We start from the raw sequence: 17,759 nt of genomic DNA, 5'->3' as shown, positions 1-17,759 counted from the left end.
CGTTACACATAATGTTTGTCGCATTGATCATCTTATTAGTATTGCCGGTGCCGTCCCCCGTTGGCATTGCGAGGCACGGCAGTTCGCGCATAGGGTCAAAATGGAAATGGCCTGCTAAAATGATATGGATAGAATGCTAATGTGTCATTGCACAATATGGCCTATCTGTTATCCAATTCAGCCAAAATGAATTGGATAATCATTCTCATCGGATAAAGCGCAATCCGCGTGACGACCGCAATGCCGGCTCGGTGCTGCCGCCCGCGGTGTGGTTCGCCTACAGCCCGGACCGCAAGGGGGTGCATCCGCAAACCTATCCGGCGCGGTTCAGCGGAATGTTGCTGGCGGATGCGGGCTTCAACCCGCTGTATGAAGAAGGCCCTATCCGCGAGGTCGGCTGCATGGCCCACGCCCGGTGTAAGATCCATGATATCCATGTGCGGCATCCGTCGCCGACCACCGCCGAGGCACTGCACCGGATCGGCGAGCTGTATGCGATCGAAGCCGACATCCGGGGGCGTCCGGCAGAAGAACGACAACAGGTGCGCGAAGCGCGCTCCCGGCCGTTACTGATGGGCCTGGAGAGCGGGAACCGGGAAAAGCTCGCCACATTGCCGCGACAGGCCGATACGGCCAAGGCGTTCAACTACCTGATGAACCACTGGCAGGCGTTGTGTTATTACAGCACCGATGGTTGGGGGGAGATCGACAATAACATCACGGAAAACGCGTTAAGAGCGGTGAGCCTGGGGCGAAAAAATTATCTGTTCTTCGGTTCTGATAACGGCGGCGAACGTGCCGCGCTGATGTATACGCTGATCGGCAGTTGCAAACTGAACGGCGTGGAGCCGGAAGCCTATCTGCGCCATGTACTGGCGACAATCGCGGATCATCCCATCAATAAGATCAAAGATCTCCTGCCGTGGAACCTTATAATACCTGCCGAATAAGCGTCAATACGTCACTGAGTTGACGCTTACCCTAAGCCAAGCCGGGATTCTTTAAGGTTATTTCTCAGGCGACTGTTAGGTTAAGGGACACAGCCTAAGATTGACTAAATTTTACAAATGATTCAGATATGTTCGTTATCTCAGGCTCATTTCATTGAGTTGTACACTTTGAAGGCGGGATTTTTTTCAAAAATTTCAGCAACAAAATCCATGAACACAATCGCCCGTTTTGGTAAAAGTCGATTAGCAACATAAACGGCCTGAATGGGAACGGGGGATGCAGTGTAATCAGTCAGTAATAATTGTAGGTTGCCATTTTCCAGTCCCTCCCCGAACAGCCATTCTGGGCCCTGTGCGATCCCAATCCCTGCATTGACAAATTTCTGTACTGCTTCTGGTGAATTGACCCTGAGCCGACCAGAAATAGGAACATTGATATCCTGAAATCTCCAGGTAGCTCCTGTTGTTAGCAAGGTATAGATCAAACAATCATGTTTTTTTAAATCCTCTGGGGTATTAGGGGTTCCGTGTTTAGCTAAGTACTTGTTACTGGCAACACAGACTCGCTCAAACATGCCAAGTCTGCGGGCACGCATAGCACTGTCCTCCAGGTGTCCAATGCGGATTGCCAGCTCAGCCCCTTCATCAACGAGATTGATATAGCGGTCATTAATCTGTAGATCGAGTGCTAGCTCAGGGTAGCGTTCTAAAAAATCTGGGATGTGCGGGACTAAGAATGTGTGAGCCAATGCTGTGGGGCAGGCAACGCGTAATAGCCCTGTGGGTGTAACATTTTCTCTGAAAGAAGACTCTGACTCTTCGACGGCTTCCAGAATACGCCTTGCTTCCAAATAATAACGTTCTCCTTCAGGAGTTAGGGAAAGCTTGCGGGTTGATCTGTGAAGTAATCTGGTCTGCAAATGCTCTTCGAGGGTTGCAACATGACGACTCACGTTCGGTTGCCCTAAGCCTAAATCCCTACCGGCTGCGGAAAAGCTGCCTGTTTCAGCGGTACGGACAAAGCATGTCATCAAAAGTAATCTATCCATCCTAAAACCCATTTATGCTTTTAATGCATGAAACATATTTAAAAACACAATCTTATCACAATATGAGCATGAGCATATAGTGGCTATCAAATCGGTCATTCGCCGATCAGTTGTAAAACTAACAGGAGATATTTACATGTCTAGATTACAAGGTAAGCGCGCACTGATTACGGGTGGAACAAGTGGTATTGGTCTTGAAACAGCGAAGCTGTTTGTTGCAGAAGGTGCACGCGTAATTGTTACTGGTGTTAACCCTGATTCTATCGCAAAGGCGAAAGTAGAACTTGGTAATGATGTGTTAGTCGTGAGCGCTGATTCCGCTGATGTGAACACACAGAAAGCTCTGGCTCAAACGGTTAAGGAACACTTTGGACAACTGGATATCGCTTTCCTGAATGCGGGTATATCAATGTATATGCCAATTGAGGTATGGACAGAAGAGATGTTCGACCGCATTTATGATATCAACGTTAAAGGTCCTTACTTCCTAATGCAGGCGCTGCTGCCAGTGTTCGCAAGCTCTGCATCAGTGGTCTTTAATACATCTGTAAATGCTCACACGGGACCAGTGAACTCTTCAGTTTATGGCTCAACCAAAGCAGCATTACTGAACATGTCGAAAACACTTTCTAACGAGTTACTTTCTCGTGGGATCCGTATCAACGCAGTGAGCCCAGGCCCTGTTGATACACCGCTTTACGATAAGGCGGGGATCCCAGTGGAATATCATGATCAAGTGATGAAAGATATCGTTGCAACCATCCCTGCAGGTCGTTTTGGTAAGCCTCAGGAAGTAGCGCAAGCGGTACTTTACTTCGCATCTGATGAGTCAGCCTGGACCGTGGGTTCAGAAATCATCATCGACGGCGGCGTTTCAATCTAAGCCACCAAAATCACGCTGGAACAGGCGTATCCACCTGAACAAAACATTGTCATTCACGTTGTGACGGCAAGCGACCTCGGCAACGGATGTACCTGGTTATAGAGCAAGCTGGACCGGCTTTAACTTCAGTTCTGGAGAGTGGAACTGGCGAGGCGCTGAACGCCAGTCCATCTTGGCCTGAGGCGTTTCCTGGACTGCCCCCCAAAACCGTGGCCAGTTTTGCTTGACCACTACAAAGTTAACGCCCCTCTCACGAAATTAGGAGGGGGCGAAGCTACTAAAATTTCCCTGTGCACTAGATTGTTAAGTAAGCACTCTTTTAATGTAACCCAGATATAAAAATGCGTTCTTTTTTCAGATATTCTGAACTGGCTGAAATAGTCATCCCAGCATAGAAAAAGCGACTAATAATATCTTCTTCACAGTTTGCGGATCTTCTCCATGAGCTAGCAGTGACGAAGCATTAATCAACTGTGCGTCGATATAAGTAGCTGCAAACTCTGGAGACATATTGGCAGAAAACTCTCCTTTGGCTTTTGAGCGCTTCACCCATTCTTTGAAAGTGGATAAGCCTTGCTCCTCAAGGAAATCGACTTGTGCGCGAGTTGCTTCGCCTAATTGCATCCGTGCCTCACGCATTTTTACAAAAAGGCACCCCATTGGAGACTCATGGTTACAACTCACTGACGTGGCAAATGACACGAGATTGTCAAGTACCTCTCGAAACGGAGAGTCACTATTTAACATCTCTTGCACAGGACTTAGCACTTGTTCCTGGTACCTGATAAGAACAGCTTTCATCAAGCCATCTTCATTCGAAAATTCACGATAAAGGCCAGGCTTCGATACACCAGATCTCCTGCAAATTTCATTGAGGGATAAACTGCCTATATCCTCTTTCCAATAAGAATCCATTGCTACATCTAAAACATGGTCACGATCAAGGGTCTTAGGTCGCCCTCTTGAAGGTTTGATTGGATTTAAATTCATTTTATACTGCCCGGTATTTTAATTTGACAGATCGTATACTAACTTTTATTATACCAGCCGGTATTTAATTTTCAATCCAGTAGGAAAGTAAAGATGAGTGAAGCAAAGAAAAACATCGTGGTCACAGGAAGCAGCAGTGGATTTGGTCAAAAGTCAGTAAAAGATTTTGCAGATAAAGGCTACCAAGTGTTTGCCACGATGCGTGGTCCAGAAGGCAAGAACGCTGCAGTTAAGGCTGAATTGGAAGCGTATAGCGATTCCATCCAAGTAGTCGATATGGATGTTACCAATGACGAATCGGTCAAAACAGCCATTGCAAGCGTACTAGATAAAGCGGGCAAAATTGATGTTTTGCTAAACAATGCTGGTGTAATGTACCTTGGCATTACAGAAGCATTTAGCATTGCCCAAGCTCGCGAGCAGATGGAAACCAACTACTATGGCGCTATGCGTACTATTCAGGCAGTTTTGCCTGCGATGCGTGAAGCCAAGTCAGGCCTGATCATCAACACCTCATCCATGGTTGGCCAAATTTCAGCGCCATATTTTTCTACCTACGCCGCAACTAAACACGCTTTGGAAGGCTACCTCCAGGGGTTACGCTACGAAGTGGCACCATTCGGCATCGATATCGCCATCGTACAACCCGGCCCATTCCCTACAGGTCTAAGTGCAGCAGGACAACAACCGTCACGCACAGACATACTGGACAGCTACGGTGAATTAGCAGATATTCCTGCTGCTCTGTTCGAAGAATTCGGTAAATTTATGCAGAGCGATCAAGCACCTGATCCACAAATGGTCGTAGATGCCTATTTAGCGCTAGCCGATATGCCTAAAGGCAAACGCCCAACACGCACAGCGGTTGGCTTAGTTTGGGGGGTTGATGAAATTAACGCGGCTAAACAACCCATTCAAGACCGTGTGTTGAAAGAAATGCAACTAGACAACGTTTTAGGTGGTGCTGACGCGTAATTTTCGGTCACAGGGGCAGACTATCTTTTGCCCCTGTGACCTGCTCCCCGTTGATTAACATCACGCGGTGTTAGTAGTATCTTACGAACTTCCGTTTGTGGTGGTGCACGCATCGGGATTGCGCGCATTATGATTACCTAACCTTGAACTCATCAGCGATTTTGGTGTTGGCTATGACGGTATTGATGTTGCCGCGGCAAGAGAGCGTCAGATCGCTGTGACCCATACCCCGGCGTATTGACGGATGACGTTGCAGATCTGTCCATGGGGTTGATACTGGCAACGTCACGCCAGTTCCCCGGAGCACAACGTTTTATCGAACAGGGTGCATGGCAGAAGGGCGGTTATACGTGGACCCGCAAAGTCTCAGGGGCGCGGTTAGGCATTATTGGCATGGGGCGTATTGGGCGTGCTATCGCCAAACGCGCGGTTGCATTTAACATGTCGATCGCTATACGGATCGCGCCGCACTTGCCGACATGGACTACACCTTCCATGCAACATTGCTATCGCTGGCCGGGGCGCGTGATTTTCTGGTGGGCTGTACCAACGGTGGTGCAGAAACCCGCAGCCTCGTTAACCGAGATGTATTTAATGCCTTGGGCGCAGAAGGCATTCTGATCAATATTTCCCGTGGATCGATAGTAGATGAGCGCGGGCGCTAGTTGAAGTCATCGGAGAGGGGGCTCTCGGGGAGCCGGTCTGGATGTTTTCACCGACGAACCGTAAGTCCCGCAAGCATTGTTACAGTGGGCAAATGTGGTTGTCACGCCGCATATGGCCAGCGCTATCTGGGCGACGCGCAAAGAGATGTTGCGTCTGGTGCTGGAAAATGTCAGCACCTATTTTGCTGGCGAGCCGTTGTTGACACCTATTCCGTAGTAACCGAGTGAAAACGGATTCTGCATTTAAATCAGAGCGTGGCGTTAAGTCGCGCTTATTTATTGTCAGCGTTAAGCCACCTCCCCGGGAGGTGGTGATTGTCCCGGTGAGGTCATTTACAGGGTTTTCCGGATGGTTTTAAGTTGCGGATTTTTGCGTCGTTAAGAGATATTTGGGGGGAACTCTGTCATCGAACCCACCTGACCCCAAATCAGACCACCAATCTTGCCCGATGCGGAGGGGAAATGAAAATGCATCGGGAAGACTTTTCACACTAACTTGTTGAATCTAAATCATATAAAGATTCGTGAAGATGCATGAAAACATAAATTTGGCTCCTCTGACTGGACTCGAACCAGTGACATACGGATTAACAGTCCGCCGTTCTACCGACTGAACTACAGAGGAATTGCGAGAACGGGGCGAATCATATCCGGCCCCTCCAGGCGTGTCAACGTAAAAACAAATGTTACGGCGCGATTGCGCAACCCTTGGTCAAATCACGCGCCGGCATGCCGCTGAGCGTCCAGGCGCGCCAGGGGATCCTGACGGTAAAACTGCGTAAAGCAGCGATAGAGTTCGGGGAAGCGTTCGTTTAACAGCTCGGTGGAGCTGAAAAAATACTCGGACAAGACCGCAAAGCATTCGGCCGGATCGCTGGCGGCGTAGGCATCCATGCTGGCGGCGTCTTCGCCGACCAGATCAACCTCATCCTGCAAATCCTCCATGGCCGCGTGCAGCAGCGTTTCCCAGCGCGCCACGTCCCTGATGGAAATCAGCGGCACGCCGTTAACCACCCCGGCATTTCGCGCGTCCAGCTTATGGGCGGTCTCGTGGATAATCAGGTTAAAACCGCTGAGATCGAACGAGTCCTGGATCTCCAGCCAGTTAAGGACGATAGGGCCCTGATCCCAACTTTGCCCGGAATGCACCGCTTCGCCGCGATGCACCAGGCCATACTCATCCTGCCATTCGTCATTCACCACGAACGGCGCGGGATAGATAACCACTTCATGAAAACCGTCCAGCCACTCAATGCCCAGCCCCAAGACCGGCAGGGCAAACATCAGGGCGATACGTGCCTCCATCGCGTCATCCAGGGTCAGGCCCTGCAAGGGGACTAATTTCTTCTGCTGGAGAAACTTACCGGCCAGCATTACCAGAGCGTGCCGCTCCGCGGCGCAGAGGGGTGAAAATAACGGGATCGCCAGCGCCTCTTGCCATAAGGCAAGGGTTGCAGCGGATGGCGTAGAACTTTTCCATGGCCATTTTATCATCGTGTTGCTCGATAAGTCGTCACTTGAATCGCCAGGCGAGGTTTAGGACTATTAAAATGCCGTAAAACAGGGCATGATAGCAACCGCTAAAAAGGAGAGATGCCGGAGCGGCTGAACGGGACGGTCTCGAAAACCGTTGAAGGAGCGATCCTTCCCAGGGTTCAAATCCCTGTCTCTCCGCCACTATTCAAACAGTTATCCCCCTGCCGGTCTGTGACTGGCGCCACGCTGGCCACCACACCCCAAAAAAAAACGCACCGATAACCCTGATGGCATCCCATAGGCAGCGGCAGGGGTTGATGATAACCTAGCCCGGTCCGGTCTTATCCGTATTCCCGCTTACATCGCAATATCAAACGGTTAGCTATATGAAGAAAAAGAATAGCCGTGGGAGAGAGTGTCATGTTGTTTAATCTTCCCGGTAAGACGCTGACGCGCATGGCGTCGCTGATGTCGCTTAGCCTGGCTCTGGTGATGGTGGTCGTAAAAATCTGGGCGTGGACGCTGACGGGGTCCATGGCGCTGTTGACGTCGGCCGCGGACGGTTTGGTCGACGTTCTGGCCTCGGTGGTTACGCTGATTGGCGTCTTTTACGCCCAACGTCCCGCTGACAAAGGCCATCGCTACGGGCACGGCAAGTCCGAGGCCGTGGCGGCGTTTGTGCAGGCGCTGCTGCTGGGCGGCGCCGGGCTGGTGCTGGGCATGGAATCCACGCAGCGCCTGTTCCACCCGCAGCCGCTGATGCAGCACGGGCTGGGCATTTGGGTTATCATCGGCAGCACCCTGTGCACCGCCGTGCTGGTTTCAATGCAAACCTTTGTCGTCAGGCAAACGGCCTCCACGGCCATCGCCGCCGATCGCGCGCATTACGTTACCGATATCGCGGTAAACCTGGCGGTGCTGTGCGCCCTGGTGCTTGACAGCGCCTTCGGCTGGACCCGATCGGACGCTATCGGCGCCCTGGCCATTTCCTGCTATATGATCTGGAACGCGCGCGGCATGGTCGTTACCGCCCTGCGGCAACTGCTGGACCAGGAGCTTGGCGCTGAGGATCGCCGGCGTATCCGCGACGCCGCCCTGGGCTGCGAGGGGGTGCGCGGGGTGCATGATATCCGCACCCGCAACGGCGGCGATCGGGTTTTCGTCGAACTGCATGTCGAGGTGGACGGCCAACTGTCGGTAGATGTGGGCCATGAAATCGGCGACGCGGCGGAAGCGGCGGTCAGGAAACTGTTTCCCGCGGCGGAGGTACTGGCGCATCTTGAACCGGCCGGGATCGTCGACGAGCGTCTTGACGATCTGGTAAAATAACGCGCGCGCCAAGGGCGGATAAAAAAAACACCCACCGAAAAAAACTGTGGGTGCCCAACATCACATATGCCGGCTCTGGAGCGAGCGGACGGTTAAAAAATAACATTGCCGGTCGTCGGCTTCCAATGAGAACGGCTAATCGCAGCGTTATCAATATTCATATAAATTATATGTTTACAACTCCTTGCATCCTTAACCCTTTATTTGCATTGCAGGCGTTGCATAATGGGCGTCCAGAGCAGGCACCCTGCAGTTGCGATCAATTATTAATGGATGGTAAGGATTCTGTTATAGCCGGCTAAAGATGCGTAAATGCACTTGCGAATTCATCCGTTTAGGTCTGTTATGAGAGCATCGGCGACTTTTTTTAAGCATGTGTTTTTAAGCGGGAAGGTTAAAGGTACCTTATGAAAAAATTATTGAGCCTTGTGTTATCGCTTAGCCTCCTGGCGCCGGTGGCGGGTTTTGCCGCTCCCGGCTGGCACGACGGGGGTCACGGCGGCCATGGATGGGGCGGACGGGGACCCGGTTGGGGTGGTCCGCATCGCGGCGCAAGATTTGATTTCCTGCCCGGCGTGGCGGCAACGGTGCTGGTCGCCGGCCTGACGTATTATGTGCTTGACGGTATCTACTACCAGCGGCAGGAAAATCAATATGTGGTGGTCGACGCGCCGCCGCAGCCGCAGGTTTACGCCTCCGGCGGCATGAGCGGCAATATGACGGTGCTTGACCTCAATGGTGAACGCTTTTACGTGAACCAGGGGCATTATTACCGTCGTAGTATCAACGGCCAGTATTTGGAAGTGCCGCGTCCGGCCGGCTTATAAGCCTGGACCGCGCGCCGGTTCGCAAACCGGCGGTTGCACCTGTCGCCACAATGCCCGCTCCGGCGGGCATTGTGCTGTCTGGGGCCCGGTACGTTATCGCCGGTGCGCGCAGGCGGACCGGCAATGAAACGGGCTACTCCGGCGTATTCCGGCTGGAGACCTGCGCCCGGAGCGTTTATATTATCTCCCGGCCGGAATCAATACGGGGCGCCCGCACCGGGCGATCAACCGCGATTGGGCGGCGTTTATTTTTTGCAGACTGCATTTTTGCCAGGGGATCGTTATGCCACAAGATATCGCCGGACAGTTGATTCAACGTTTTTACCGCTACCTGGCAGTGACCAGCCAAAGCCATGCCGCGGCGACCACGTTGCCCAGCACGCCGGGACAGCAACAGCTGGCGGATATGCTGGCGCAGGAGCTGCGCGTTTTAGGCCTGGAGGATATCCAGGTCGATGACCGCGCCACCGTCACCGCGTTGAAACGCGGCAACACGCCGGCTGCGCCGCGCATCGGATTTATCGCCCATCTGGATACGGTGGATGTCGGCCTGTCGCCGGAGATTCATCCGCAGCTGCTGCGTTTCACCGGCGAAGATATTTGCCTGAACGCCGGGCGGGATATTTGGCTGCGCGTGGCCGAACATCCCGAGATCATGCCCTATCGCGGCCAGGATATTATTTTCAGCGATGGTACCAGCGTGCTCGGCGCCGATAATAAAGCCGCCGTCACCGCCATCATGACCATGCTGGAAAACCTGGACGCGGATACGCCCCACGGCGATATTGTCGTTGCCTTCGTCCCGGACGAAGAAATCGGCTTGCGCGGCGCCAAAGCGCTGGATCCGGCCCGTTTCGCCGTGGATTTCGCCTACACCATCGATTGCTGTGAGCTGGGCGAAGTGGTCTATGAAAATTTTAATGCCGCCAGCGCGGCGGTGACCCTGACCGGGGTGACCGCGCACCCGATGTCGGCGAAAAATGTGCTGGTGAATCCGATTTTAATGGCGCAGGAGTTCATCAGTCATTTTGACCGGCGGGAAACACCGGAAAATACCGAGGGCCGGGAAGGCTATTTCTGGTTTAACGATATGGCGGCGAATGCGCGCCAGGCGCGGCTGAATATTTCGATCCGCGATTTTGACCGGGATCGTTTTTTAGCACGCAAGCAGCGTATCGGCGAGGTGGCGGAAGAAATTGCCCGGCGTTATCCAACGGGAAAGGTCGAGTTCAAGATAACCGATATCTACAGTAATATCAGCAACGCCATCGGCGACGATCGTCGCGCCATCGATTTGCTGTTCGCCGGTCTGAAGGAACTGGGCATCGCGCCGAAAGTGACGCCGATGCGGGGCGGCACCGACGGCGCAGCTCTATCCGCCCGGGGGCTGTTAACGCCCAACTATTTTACCGGCGCGCACAATTTTCACTCGCAATTTGAATTTCTGCCGGTCAGCGCCTTTGTCGCCAGTTATGAACTGACACGCAAGCTGTGCCTGTTGGCCGTGCGAGCCTAGTGGCAGCGCTTTGTGGCGGCGCGCGCAAAACGCGCGCCACGCTGCTGGGTCTGCTGGCAATCGTGCTGTGGAGCACCCTGGCCGGCTTAATCCGCAGCCTGAGCGAGCAGTTCGGCCCCACCGGCGGTGCGGCCATGATCTACACCGTCAGCGCCGTATTCCTGCTGGCGCTGGCGGCGCGTCCGCGTGTTGCCGGCTTTAGGCTTAAGTATATGCTCACCGCCGGACTGCTGTTTGCCAGCTATGAGATCTGCTCCTCCCTGTCGCTCGGCTATGCCGCCAGCCGGGAACAATCGATTGAAGTGGGCATGATCAACTACCTCTGGCCCAGTCTGACCGTACTGCTGGCGATGATGATGAACGGCGCAAAGGGCGGTGCCGGGGTCTATACCGGCCTGCTGCTGGCGCTGACGGGTATCGTCTGGCTGATGTGCGGCGACGGCGGGTGGACGCCCCGGCATATGCTGGATAATGTATTATCCAATCCGCTAAGCTATGGCCTGGCGCTGGGTGGCGCACTGATCTGGGCGGTCTACTGCAATGTTACCCGTCGGTTTGCCGGCGGACAACATGGCGTTACGCTGTTTTTTATCCTGACCGCGCTGCTGCTATGGGTGAAATACTTGTTCAGCAACGAACCGGGACTGGTGTTCAGCGGCGCGAGCGTCGTCGCCCTGCTGGTGACCGGCGCGGTGATGGGTATCGCCTATGCGTCCTGGAATATCGGCATCATCAACGGCAATATGACCCTGCTGGCCGCCTGTTCCTATTTTACCCCGGTGCTGTCCTCGCTGTTTGCCGCCACGTTGCTCCATATCCACCTGACCGGTAGGTTCTGGCAGGGCGTGGCGCTGGTGTGCTGCGGCTCGCTGCTCTGCTGGCTGACAACCCGCGAACGCCCTGTCGCGGCACAGGTCCCACGCGCCGAGAGTGGTGATCATCTCTAATGTGATGTACGTCACATGATCCTTTCATGCTGTCAGCGCCAAATGGTGATTTGCATCACAAATATTATGTGACGAAGATCACATTTAGCCTGAAGGAATACGTCGTATCATTCAAAAATGAAATATTGGTTCATTTTTTAAGGCATGGCGTTTCTTACAGGTGCGGTATGAAAATCAAACAAAGCTTAGATAAAATTCCCGGCGGGTTAATGTTGGTTCCCCTGTTCATCGGGGCGATTATCAATACCTTCTACCCGCACGCGGGCGCGTATTTCGGATCATTTACGAACGGCATCCTGAAAGGCACGGTGCCCATTCTGGGGGTCTGGTTCTTTTGCATGGGCGCCACCATTCAATTACGCGCATCCGGCGTCGTGTTGAAAAAATCCGGTACCCTGGTGGCGGTTAAAACCCTCACTGCCTGGGTGGTGGCGCTGGTTGCCTCACGCTTTCTGCCGCTGGACGGCGTGCAAAGCGGCTTTTTTACCGGCATTTCCGCCCTGGTGCTGGCCGCGTCGATGAACATGACCAACGGCGGGCTCTATGCCTCGCTGATGCAGCAATACGGCAGTAAAGAAGATTCAGCCGCCTTTGTGCTGATGTCCATCGAATCTGGTCCGCTGTTGACGATGATTATCCTCGGGTCCGCCGGCGTGGCATCGTTTGAACCCAGGCTATTCCTGGGCGCGGTGCTGCCGTTCATTCTCGGGTTCATCCTGGGCAATCTGGATGATGAGCTGCGCGCGTTTTTTGGCCGCGCGGTGCCGGCGCTGATTCCCTTTTTTGCCTTCTCGCTGGGCAGCGCCATTGATTTATCGGTGATCCGCGATACCGGACTGCTGGGGATCCTGCTGGGCGTGGGCGTTATTATCGTCACCGGCATTCCCTTGATCCTGGCTGATAAATTTATTGGCGGCGGCGACGGCACCGCCGGGATTGCCGCTTCCAGCTCGGCCGGCGCGGCGGCGGCCACGCCGTTTTTAATCGCCGAGATGAATCCGGTATTTAAAAGCCAGGTGGCGTCGGCCACGGCGCTGGTGGCCACGGCGGTTATCGTCACCTCCGTGCTGGTGCCTATCCTCACCGCGCTGTGGGCCAAATGGGCCAGACGGGGACAAGACGGTGCCCATGCGCCCACCGTCTCTGCCGATTAGCGCCGCTCATGCAATCGTCAGCGCAACGCCGCCGGGCGTTGCACGCTCCCGCCATCTTTTGTTGACTATACTGGCTGTTGGCAATAACAATAAAAAGCCGATACATCATCCGCCGGCCAATGCGGCCGCGGGTGTCGGGCGCCTGCCCGAATGACACTGGGAGAGAAAATATGGCCAACGATCCGCTTTATGACGCGCTGCTCAAACGCATCGAGGCGCTGGAAGCCCGTGAAGAGCTGCTTACCGTCACGTCCCATGCCTATCAAGTGGTGATTACCACGATATTGGGCAATATCGATGCCGAAACCCGCGATCGTATCATCACCATGGTCGACGAGGCGCATGAGATTGCCTATTCCCAGGCAGTGAACCGCAGCGATAAACATCTCTCCGAAATTATCAAAGGTGCCGACGAAATCGTCCAGCGGATGTTTAACTACGCGCAGGGCGGCACGCAGCCGGACCATTGATCCCGCGTTTTTTGCCGGCCCGTCCCGTTTCCACCCAGCACGATCCCGGTTCCCCGCCGGGCTCGTGCTTTCTTTCTTATACCCGCCGATGACGGTCTGATTTTTGCAAAGCCAGTCAGACGTATTAAGATAGCGCTGGCGGCGCTGGCCGGTTTATTTCAGGGTGGAACAGGGAAATTCATGAAGCGATATGCAGCAATACTGTTGATCATCGGGGCTCCGGTGGTTCTGACGCTGGCCGGGTGCGACCGACCTGCGCCGCCGGACGCCGCGCAGGCGTGGGTCGCCGAAGGGCGGACAATGGGAACCTTTTACCGCGTCACCCTGGCCGCGCCTCCGCCGGCGGCCCTAGAGGGATTAAAGGACAGCATCGCCCGGCAACTGGAGCAGGACAACCATGAATTGTCGACTTATCAACAGGACACGGTTTTGTCGCGTTTCAACCAGTATCGCGGCACCGATCCGCAGCCCATTACCGCCAATATGGCCGATATTGTCACCACCGCGCTGCGTATCGGGGTGAAAACCGGCGGCGCCATGGATATCACCGTCGGGCCGCTGGTGAATCTCTGGGGATTCGGTCCGGATAAACAGCCGCGGGCGTTGCCCGAACAGCAGGACATCGACAGTGCCCGCGCCCGGGTCGGGCTGCGCCACCTGAGGCTTATCGAAGATAGCCAGGGGCAATGGCTGCAAAAAGATTTGCCGGACCTGTATGTGGATTTGTCCACGCTGGGCGAGGGCGCCGCCACCGATCATCTCGCCGCGCTGCTGGAACGGCGCGGCATTACCCGCTATCTGGTCTCGGTGGGGGGCGCCGTGATCTCGCGCGGTCTTTCGCCGCAGGGAATACCGTGGCGCGTGGCGATCCAGCGGCCGACCGATCGGGAAATCGGCGCCCAGGCTATAGTCGATTTGCAGGGACACGGCATCAGTACGTCGGGCAGTTATCGCAATTACTATGAATTGCAGGGAAAACGGCTCTCGCATATCATCGACCCGGCGACCGGCAGGCCAATTGAACATAAGCTGGTGTCGGCCACGGTTATCGCGCCCACCGCCCTGGAAGCGGACGGCTGGGATACCGGACTGATGGTGCTGGGCACCGAAAAAGCCCAGGCGCTGGCCGAGCAGCAGGGTCTGGCGGTTTATCTTATCACCCGTTCCGCCGATGGTTTTACCGCCTGGATGTCGCCGCAGTTCAAGTCTTATATCATCGGTCAGGATGACGCCGCGACCGAGACCGGGCATAAATAATAACAGGAGGGAATATGAGCAAATACGTGATGCTGTCGCTGTTGATGTTAACCTTGCCGTGCGCGTCGTCTTCCGTTTGGGCTGACGACGCCATGCCCGGCATGAACATGGATCATGGGTCGGCGGCCGGGCTCAGTAAGTCCAGCCAGGACTATATGGCCGCCATGCAGGACATGCATAAGGATATGGCGGAAGGGGTGAAAGCCCAAGACCCCGACGTCGCTTTTGCCCGCGGTATGATTCCACACCACCGGGGCGCTATCGCCATGGCGGAGACCGAATTAAAATACGGTAAGGACCCCCGGATGCGGCAGATGGCGGAGAGGGTGATTAAAGCGCAAAAAGCCGAGATCGATACCATGAACAACTGGCTGAAGGATCATCCCGATAAAGCGCGGTAATCGTTCCTTCTTGCATTTAGCGTCCAGGTTTGATAACTCTAGGTGGCCCGGGTGTTATCGGGAAGTCTTTTGGTCAACCCCCTAAATCTGACAAGTAAGCGAGGTGTTTATGAGTAGAGGTAAGGACAAGTCAGCCAAGAAGAGACCGGAGAAGACACTGAAGGAAAAGCGCGCGGACAAGAAGAGCAAGAAAGGGCTCGAAATCTGACCCTGCATTTTTTTCGCGACGTAACCCGGCAATGGCCGGGTTTTTTTATCCAGGGCTCGCAGGGTTAACGTTTTTATACGCAATTGGTTATACTGTCCTCGGTGCTCACTAACGGGATATTTGAACCATGAACGATGATATTTTTGAATTTGATATTGATGCCGAATTGGCCAAGGCGCAGGAACATGCCGAACAAAAAGCCAAGGAAGTGCCGGAAGCCTTTTCGGCAGAGGACGATTGTGAAGGCTGTAAAATTTAAGCTTTTTTTGTCCACAGCGCCTGACATTATGCCAGGCGCCTTCCCCGGTATGCTGGAAAGATCGCCCGCGGCATAATAAATTGGATAACGACGGGCATTTTGCCTACGCCGGGCAGTGTCGTGGTGATGTGTGATTAGTACTGCTGATATTTAAAGTCGCCTGTAGAGACAAATGATAATTTCAAAAAATAAAATCTTAGCGACTTCCAAGAAGAGAGGCAGAAAAAAGGAATGGTATATCAATGCGTTATGGGGCGTGGTAAAAAAGCCCGCCGAAAAAAGCGGGCAACATTACTTCTTAAGTTACACCAGGGAAATTAATCTTACTTATACATAGTACGCTAAACTTGGGGAATTACTATTTATTTCAGTCATGTTTTAGCGTGTAAGCGGAAATTAAAATTGAATAACGATATGCTTATTTGAATATCACGTAATGAAGTGAATATTTAAAAGAGCAAAGACATTGATTTAATTAGCATCATGCAGTCTCGCTAATGCCGTGACCCGCGTGTGGCGTGAATTAAATTAATTCATTTGTAATAACACTTTTATCCAGAAATAGACAGGCCCTCGTCCGGGCGATCCTTGACCTTCCTGCTTAATAACGCAGCGGCGGCGTTAATGGCAATATTAGCGAGCAATCGTTACGGCACGCCTGCGGCGTGATGCCAAAATATTTTTTGAACAACGTCGTGAACTGTGATTGGGAGTTAAAGCCATAATCGAGGGCGATGTCCATGATTCTGTTGTCGCTATTGCGCAGGCGATAGACGGCTTCCGTCAATTTGCGCTCGCGGATATAACGACCGACGGCAATGCCGGTGGTCGCGCGGAACACGCCTTGCATATGCCATACCGAATACCCTGACCGGGCGGCGAGCTCAGGCAAGGCGATATCCCGGTCCAGATGATCCTCGATCCACTGCGCAAGGGCGGCGACCAGGGGTTCATTCGGTTTCAGTTCGCGCATAATCATTCTTTTCCGCCCGGACGATGACCGGTTTAGCACAAAGACAATAACGGGTTTATGGCACAGCCAGCCACATGATGAGCAGGGTATCACCGCGCATGACTCATCACCCTGCGGCATAACGAAAGCCGGTGGCGGGCAAACCGGGGGCAGCATGCCAGCGGCCCGCTGTTTGCCGCCAGCCGCGACTATACGTCGCCGTTATTATCTTCCTCCACCGCATCATAGATGCGCTGCATAATATCGGGGAAAGCGGATTGCACCCGGCTCCAGCTCGGGATAAAGGGTTTATCGTTCGGGCGTTCGATAAAGGCTTGTCCGGCGTCAAGGATGCATTGCATAAACAATTCCACCGCCGCCTCCTCGCTGTGCTGGTCGAATTTCAGTCCGTTCATGATGGCGTCATGATGATAAAACTCCAGGATGTCCAGCGCATTGCGGTAATAGGTAGCCTTGAGCACCCGGAAGGAGTCGCTGGTTAAATTGACGCCCATCGTGGCCAGCTTACGGTACAGGGACTGGATAATATCGTTGCTCATGCGCTTAAGGCCGCCGGAGCCATCCTCTTCCGCCAGGGGCTGGTGCTTGTGGTCATAATTATCGGCGATTTCCACCTGGCAAATATGATTTGGCGAGTAGTTGCGGTAAATCTCGGACAATAACCCAATCTCCAGCCCCCAATCCCCCGGAATTTTCATATCATGCATGACGCGGGTGCGCATGGCGAATTCGCCGGACAGGGGATAGCGGAAGCTGTTGAGATAATCCAGGTACGGGGATTGGCCGTAGACGTTTTCCAGCGAACGCAGCAGCGGTCCCACCAGTAAGCGCACGACGCGCCCGTTCATCTTGCCGTTGGCCACCCGGGCATAGAAGCCTTTACAGAATTCATAACTGAATTTGGGATGGACCACGGGATACAACAGCCGGGCCAGCATGCCGCGATCGTAGGTGACGATATCGCAATCGTGCAGCGCCACCGCCAGCGTACGATCCGACGCCAGCGTATAGCCGGTGCAGAACCAGACGTTGCGTCCTTTTCCCGGTTCGGTGGGAGAAAGTCCTTCTTTTTCCAGCTCGGCGTCAATAGCCTTTAACCGCGGTCCGTCATTCCAAAGAATGCGGTGATGCTGAGGCAGCCGGGAAAAAAAATCCCGGGCAAAAAGGAATTGATCGCGGTCGGCGCGATCCAACCCGATAACGATTTCCTCCAGATAGGGCACTTTGGCCAATTCATCAACGATATGGGCCAGCGCCGGTCCTTCAAGCTCAGAAAACAGCGACGGCAGGATCAGACCCATTTTGCGCTTTTTGGCAAACCCCAGCAGCTCTGTTTCTAACTCATCGACCTTGCGATCGGAGAGGTTGTGAAAATTGGCGATAATTCCATTTTGATGAAAATCACTCATGCGTTTTCTCCCCAAGCTTTT

Annotated in this window: 17 protein-coding genes, 2 tRNA genes and 2 pseudogenes; 14 read left to right on the top strand and 7 right to left on the bottom strand. The window is 53.7% G+C overall.

Annotated elements, in window-relative coordinates; all coding sequences use genetic code 11:
• Nucleotides 1-227 precede the first annotated feature (227 nt).
• Nucleotides 228-950, top strand: a pseudogene (gene tnpC / locus ACL2XN_RS07410) (IS66 family transposase); the annotation flags it as partial.
• Nucleotides 951-1,096: 146 nt separating this feature from the next.
• Here the strand turns inward: tnpC and ACL2XN_RS07405 are convergent.
• Entirely contained in the window at nt 1,097-1,999 is a 903-nt protein-coding gene (locus ACL2XN_RS07405) for a LysR family transcriptional regulator (protein ID WP_413730571.1), read from the bottom strand.
• A 136-nt stretch (nt 2,000-2,135) separates the two neighbouring features.
• Between ACL2XN_RS07405 and ACL2XN_RS07400 the strand changes: the two genes are divergently transcribed.
• On the top strand, nt 2,136-2,882 hold the full coding sequence (locus ACL2XN_RS07400; protein WP_413722599.1) for an SDR family oxidoreductase: 747 nt from the start codon (nt 2,136-2,138) through the stop codon (nt 2,880-2,882).
• On the opposite strand, the gene ACL2XN_RS07395 is transcribed toward ACL2XN_RS07400, so the two are convergent.
• Both ACL2XN_RS07395 and ACL2XN_RS07390 read right to left on the bottom strand, forming a co-directional pair.
• Complete coding sequence (locus ACL2XN_RS07395; RefSeq protein WP_413730955.1) at nt 2,874-2,939, bottom strand: hypothetical protein; 66 nt, start codon at nt 2,937-2,939, stop codon at nt 2,874-2,876. The genes ACL2XN_RS07400 and ACL2XN_RS07395 overlap by 9 nt on opposite strands.
• 324 nt (nt 2,940-3,263) lie before the next feature.
• The gene (locus ACL2XN_RS07390; protein WP_410015461.1) at nt 3,264-3,872 is read right to left on the bottom strand and encodes a TetR/AcrR family transcriptional regulator; all 609 of its coding nucleotides are present in this window, start codon (nt 3,870-3,872) and stop codon (nt 3,264-3,266) included.
• 93 nt (nt 3,873-3,965) lie between these two features.
• Here ACL2XN_RS07390 and ACL2XN_RS07385 point away from each other — a divergent pair, with 93 nt between their 5' ends.
• Both ACL2XN_RS07385 and ACL2XN_RS07380 read left to right on the top strand, forming a co-directional pair.
• Complete coding sequence (locus tag ACL2XN_RS07385; protein ID WP_413722600.1) at nt 3,966-4,847, top strand: SDR family oxidoreductase; 882 nt, start codon at nt 3,966-3,968, stop codon at nt 4,845-4,847.
• Between the two features lie 133 nt (nt 4,848-4,980).
• Nucleotides 4,981-5,729, top strand: a pseudogene (locus ACL2XN_RS07380) (2-hydroxyacid dehydrogenase); the annotation flags it as partial.
• 332 nt (nt 5,730-6,061) lie between these two features.
• Here ACL2XN_RS07380 and ACL2XN_RS07375 read toward each other — a convergent pair.
• Together ACL2XN_RS07375 and mtfA are read right to left on the bottom strand one after the other, a co-directional pair.
• Nucleotides 6,062-6,137: transfer RNA gene (locus tag ACL2XN_RS07375), tRNA-Asn, on the bottom strand.
• 92 nt (nt 6,138-6,229) lie between these two features.
• A complete protein-coding gene (gene mtfA / locus ACL2XN_RS07370) occupies nt 6,230-7,006 on the bottom strand; it encodes a DgsA anti-repressor MtfA (RefSeq protein WP_410015440.1) in 777 nt (258 codons plus the stop codon).
• A 93-nt stretch (nt 7,007-7,099) separates the two neighbouring features.
• Between mtfA and ACL2XN_RS07365 the strand changes: the two genes are divergently transcribed.
• The 10 genes from ACL2XN_RS07365 to ACL2XN_RS07320 all read left to right on the top strand — a co-directional run bounded on the left by ACL2XN_RS07365 (nt 7,100) and on the right by ACL2XN_RS07320 (nt 15,356).
• A tRNA-Ser gene (locus ACL2XN_RS07365) sits at nt 7,100-7,189 on the top strand.
• 219 nt (nt 7,190-7,408) lie between these two features.
• Nucleotides 7,409-8,317: a cation diffusion facilitator family transporter gene (locus tag ACL2XN_RS07360; RefSeq protein WP_413728541.1), complete on the top strand. Its 909-nt coding sequence runs from the start codon at nt 7,409-7,411 to the stop codon at nt 8,315-8,317.
• A 407-nt stretch (nt 8,318-8,724) separates the two neighbouring features.
• Nucleotides 8,725-9,144 (top strand): DUF6515 family protein, encoded by a 420-nt coding sequence (locus ACL2XN_RS07355; protein ID WP_410015438.1) that lies wholly within the window; start codon nt 8,725-8,727, stop codon nt 9,142-9,144.
• 283 nt (nt 9,145-9,427) lie between these two features.
• Entirely contained in the window at nt 9,428-10,660 is a 1,233-nt protein-coding gene (gene pepT, locus ACL2XN_RS07350; RefSeq protein ID WP_413722602.1) for a peptidase T, read from the top strand.
• The gene (gene yddG, locus ACL2XN_RS07345) at nt 10,660-11,607 is read left to right on the top strand and encodes an aromatic amino acid DMT transporter YddG (RefSeq protein WP_413730569.1); all 948 of its coding nucleotides are present in this window, start codon (nt 10,660-10,662) and stop codon (nt 11,605-11,607) included. Before pepT ends, yddG begins: the two co-directional genes overlap by 1 nt.
• Nucleotides 11,608-11,774: 167 nt before the next feature.
• The gene (gene kdgT, locus ACL2XN_RS07340; RefSeq protein WP_410015435.1) at nt 11,775-12,761 is read left to right on the top strand and encodes a 2-keto-3-deoxygluconate transporter; all 987 of its coding nucleotides are present in this window, start codon (nt 11,775-11,777) and stop codon (nt 12,759-12,761) included.
• Between the two features lie 170 nt (nt 12,762-12,931).
• A complete protein-coding gene (locus tag ACL2XN_RS07335) occupies nt 12,932-13,231 on the top strand; it encodes a hypothetical protein (protein ID WP_410015434.1) in 300 nt (99 codons plus the stop codon).
• 180 nt (nt 13,232-13,411) lie between these two features.
• Entirely contained in the window at nt 13,412-14,488 is a 1,077-nt protein-coding gene (gene apbE, locus ACL2XN_RS07330; RefSeq protein ID WP_410015433.1) for an FAD:protein FMN transferase ApbE, read from the top strand.
• Nucleotides 14,489-14,502: 14 nt separating this feature from the next.
• Nucleotides 14,503-14,889 carry a DUF305 domain-containing protein gene (locus ACL2XN_RS07325; protein ID WP_410015432.1) on the top strand — a complete coding sequence of 129 codons (387 nt, stop codon included), beginning with the start codon at nt 14,503-14,505 and terminating at the stop codon, nt 14,887-14,889.
• A gap of 335 nt (nt 14,890-15,224) precedes the next feature.
• Nucleotides 15,225-15,356 (top strand): hypothetical protein, encoded by a 132-nt coding sequence (locus ACL2XN_RS07320; protein ID WP_410015431.1) that lies wholly within the window; start codon nt 15,225-15,227, stop codon nt 15,354-15,356.
• A 601-nt stretch (nt 15,357-15,957) separates the two neighbouring features.
• Here the strand turns inward: ACL2XN_RS07320 and ACL2XN_RS07315 are convergent.
• Both ACL2XN_RS07315 and ACL2XN_RS07310 read right to left on the bottom strand, forming a co-directional pair.
• Entirely contained in the window at nt 15,958-16,329 is a 372-nt protein-coding gene (locus tag ACL2XN_RS07315; protein ID WP_410015430.1) for a helix-turn-helix domain-containing protein, read from the bottom strand.
• Between the two features lie 188 nt (nt 16,330-16,517).
• A complete protein-coding gene (locus ACL2XN_RS07310; RefSeq protein WP_413730567.1) occupies nt 16,518-17,738 on the bottom strand; it encodes a glycosyl transferase in 1,221 nt (406 codons plus the stop codon).
• Between the last annotated feature and the right edge of the window lie 21 nt (nt 17,739-17,759).

It is taken from the genome of Sodalis sp. RH22 (genome assembly GCF_047324165.1).
Classification (GTDB): Bacteria; Pseudomonadota; Gammaproteobacteria; order Enterobacterales; family Enterobacteriaceae; genus Acerihabitans.
Note: the sequence above shows the minus strand (reverse complement) of the source record. Positions and strands in the feature narration are given on the sequence as shown.

Excerpts from the sequence above, each read along its gene's own strand:
- pepT (WP_413722602.1), top strand. The coding sequence starts at position 9,428 with ATGCCACAAGATATCGCCGGACAGTTGATTCAACGTTTTTACCGCTAC.
- ACL2XN_RS07325 (WP_410015432.1), top strand. The coding sequence starts at position 14,503 with ATGAGCAAATACGTGATGCTGTCGCTGTTGATGTTAACCTTGCCGTGC.
- ACL2XN_RS07310 (WP_413730567.1), bottom strand. The coding sequence starts at position 17,738 with ATGAGTGATTTTCATCAAAATGGAATTATCGCCAATTTTCACAACCTC.
- apbE (WP_410015433.1), top strand. The coding sequence starts at position 13,412 with ATGAAGCGATATGCAGCAATACTGTTGATCATCGGGGCTCCGGTGGTT.
- ACL2XN_RS07400 (WP_413722599.1), top strand. The coding sequence starts at position 2,136 with ATGTCTAGATTACAAGGTAAGCGCGCACTGATTACGGGTGGAACAAGT.
- mtfA (WP_410015440.1), bottom strand. The coding sequence starts at position 7,006 with ATGATAAAATGGCCATGGAAAAGTTCTACGCCATCCGCTGCAACCCTT.
- ACL2XN_RS07390 (WP_410015461.1), bottom strand. The coding sequence starts at position 3,872 with ATGAATTTAAATCCAATCAAACCTTCAAGAGGGCGACCTAAGACCCTT.
- ACL2XN_RS07405 (WP_413730571.1), bottom strand. The coding sequence starts at position 1,999 with ATGGATAGATTACTTTTGATGACATGCTTTGTCCGTACCGCTGAAACA.
- ACL2XN_RS07385 (WP_413722600.1), top strand. The coding sequence starts at position 3,966 with ATGAGTGAAGCAAAGAAAAACATCGTGGTCACAGGAAGCAGCAGTGGA.
- ACL2XN_RS07355 (WP_410015438.1), top strand. The coding sequence starts at position 8,725 with ATGAAAAAATTATTGAGCCTTGTGTTATCGCTTAGCCTCCTGGCGCCG.
- ACL2XN_RS07320 (WP_410015431.1), top strand. The coding sequence starts at position 15,225 with ATGAACGATGATATTTTTGAATTTGATATTGATGCCGAATTGGCCAAG.
- kdgT (WP_410015435.1), top strand. The coding sequence starts at position 11,775 with ATGAAAATCAAACAAAGCTTAGATAAAATTCCCGGCGGGTTAATGTTG.
- ACL2XN_RS07360 (WP_413728541.1), top strand. The coding sequence starts at position 7,409 with ATGTTGTTTAATCTTCCCGGTAAGACGCTGACGCGCATGGCGTCGCTG.
- ACL2XN_RS07335 (WP_410015434.1), top strand. The coding sequence starts at position 12,932 with ATGGCCAACGATCCGCTTTATGACGCGCTGCTCAAACGCATCGAGGCG.
- ACL2XN_RS07315 (WP_410015430.1), bottom strand. The coding sequence starts at position 16,329 with ATGCGCGAACTGAAACCGAATGAACCCCTGGTCGCCGCCCTTGCGCAG.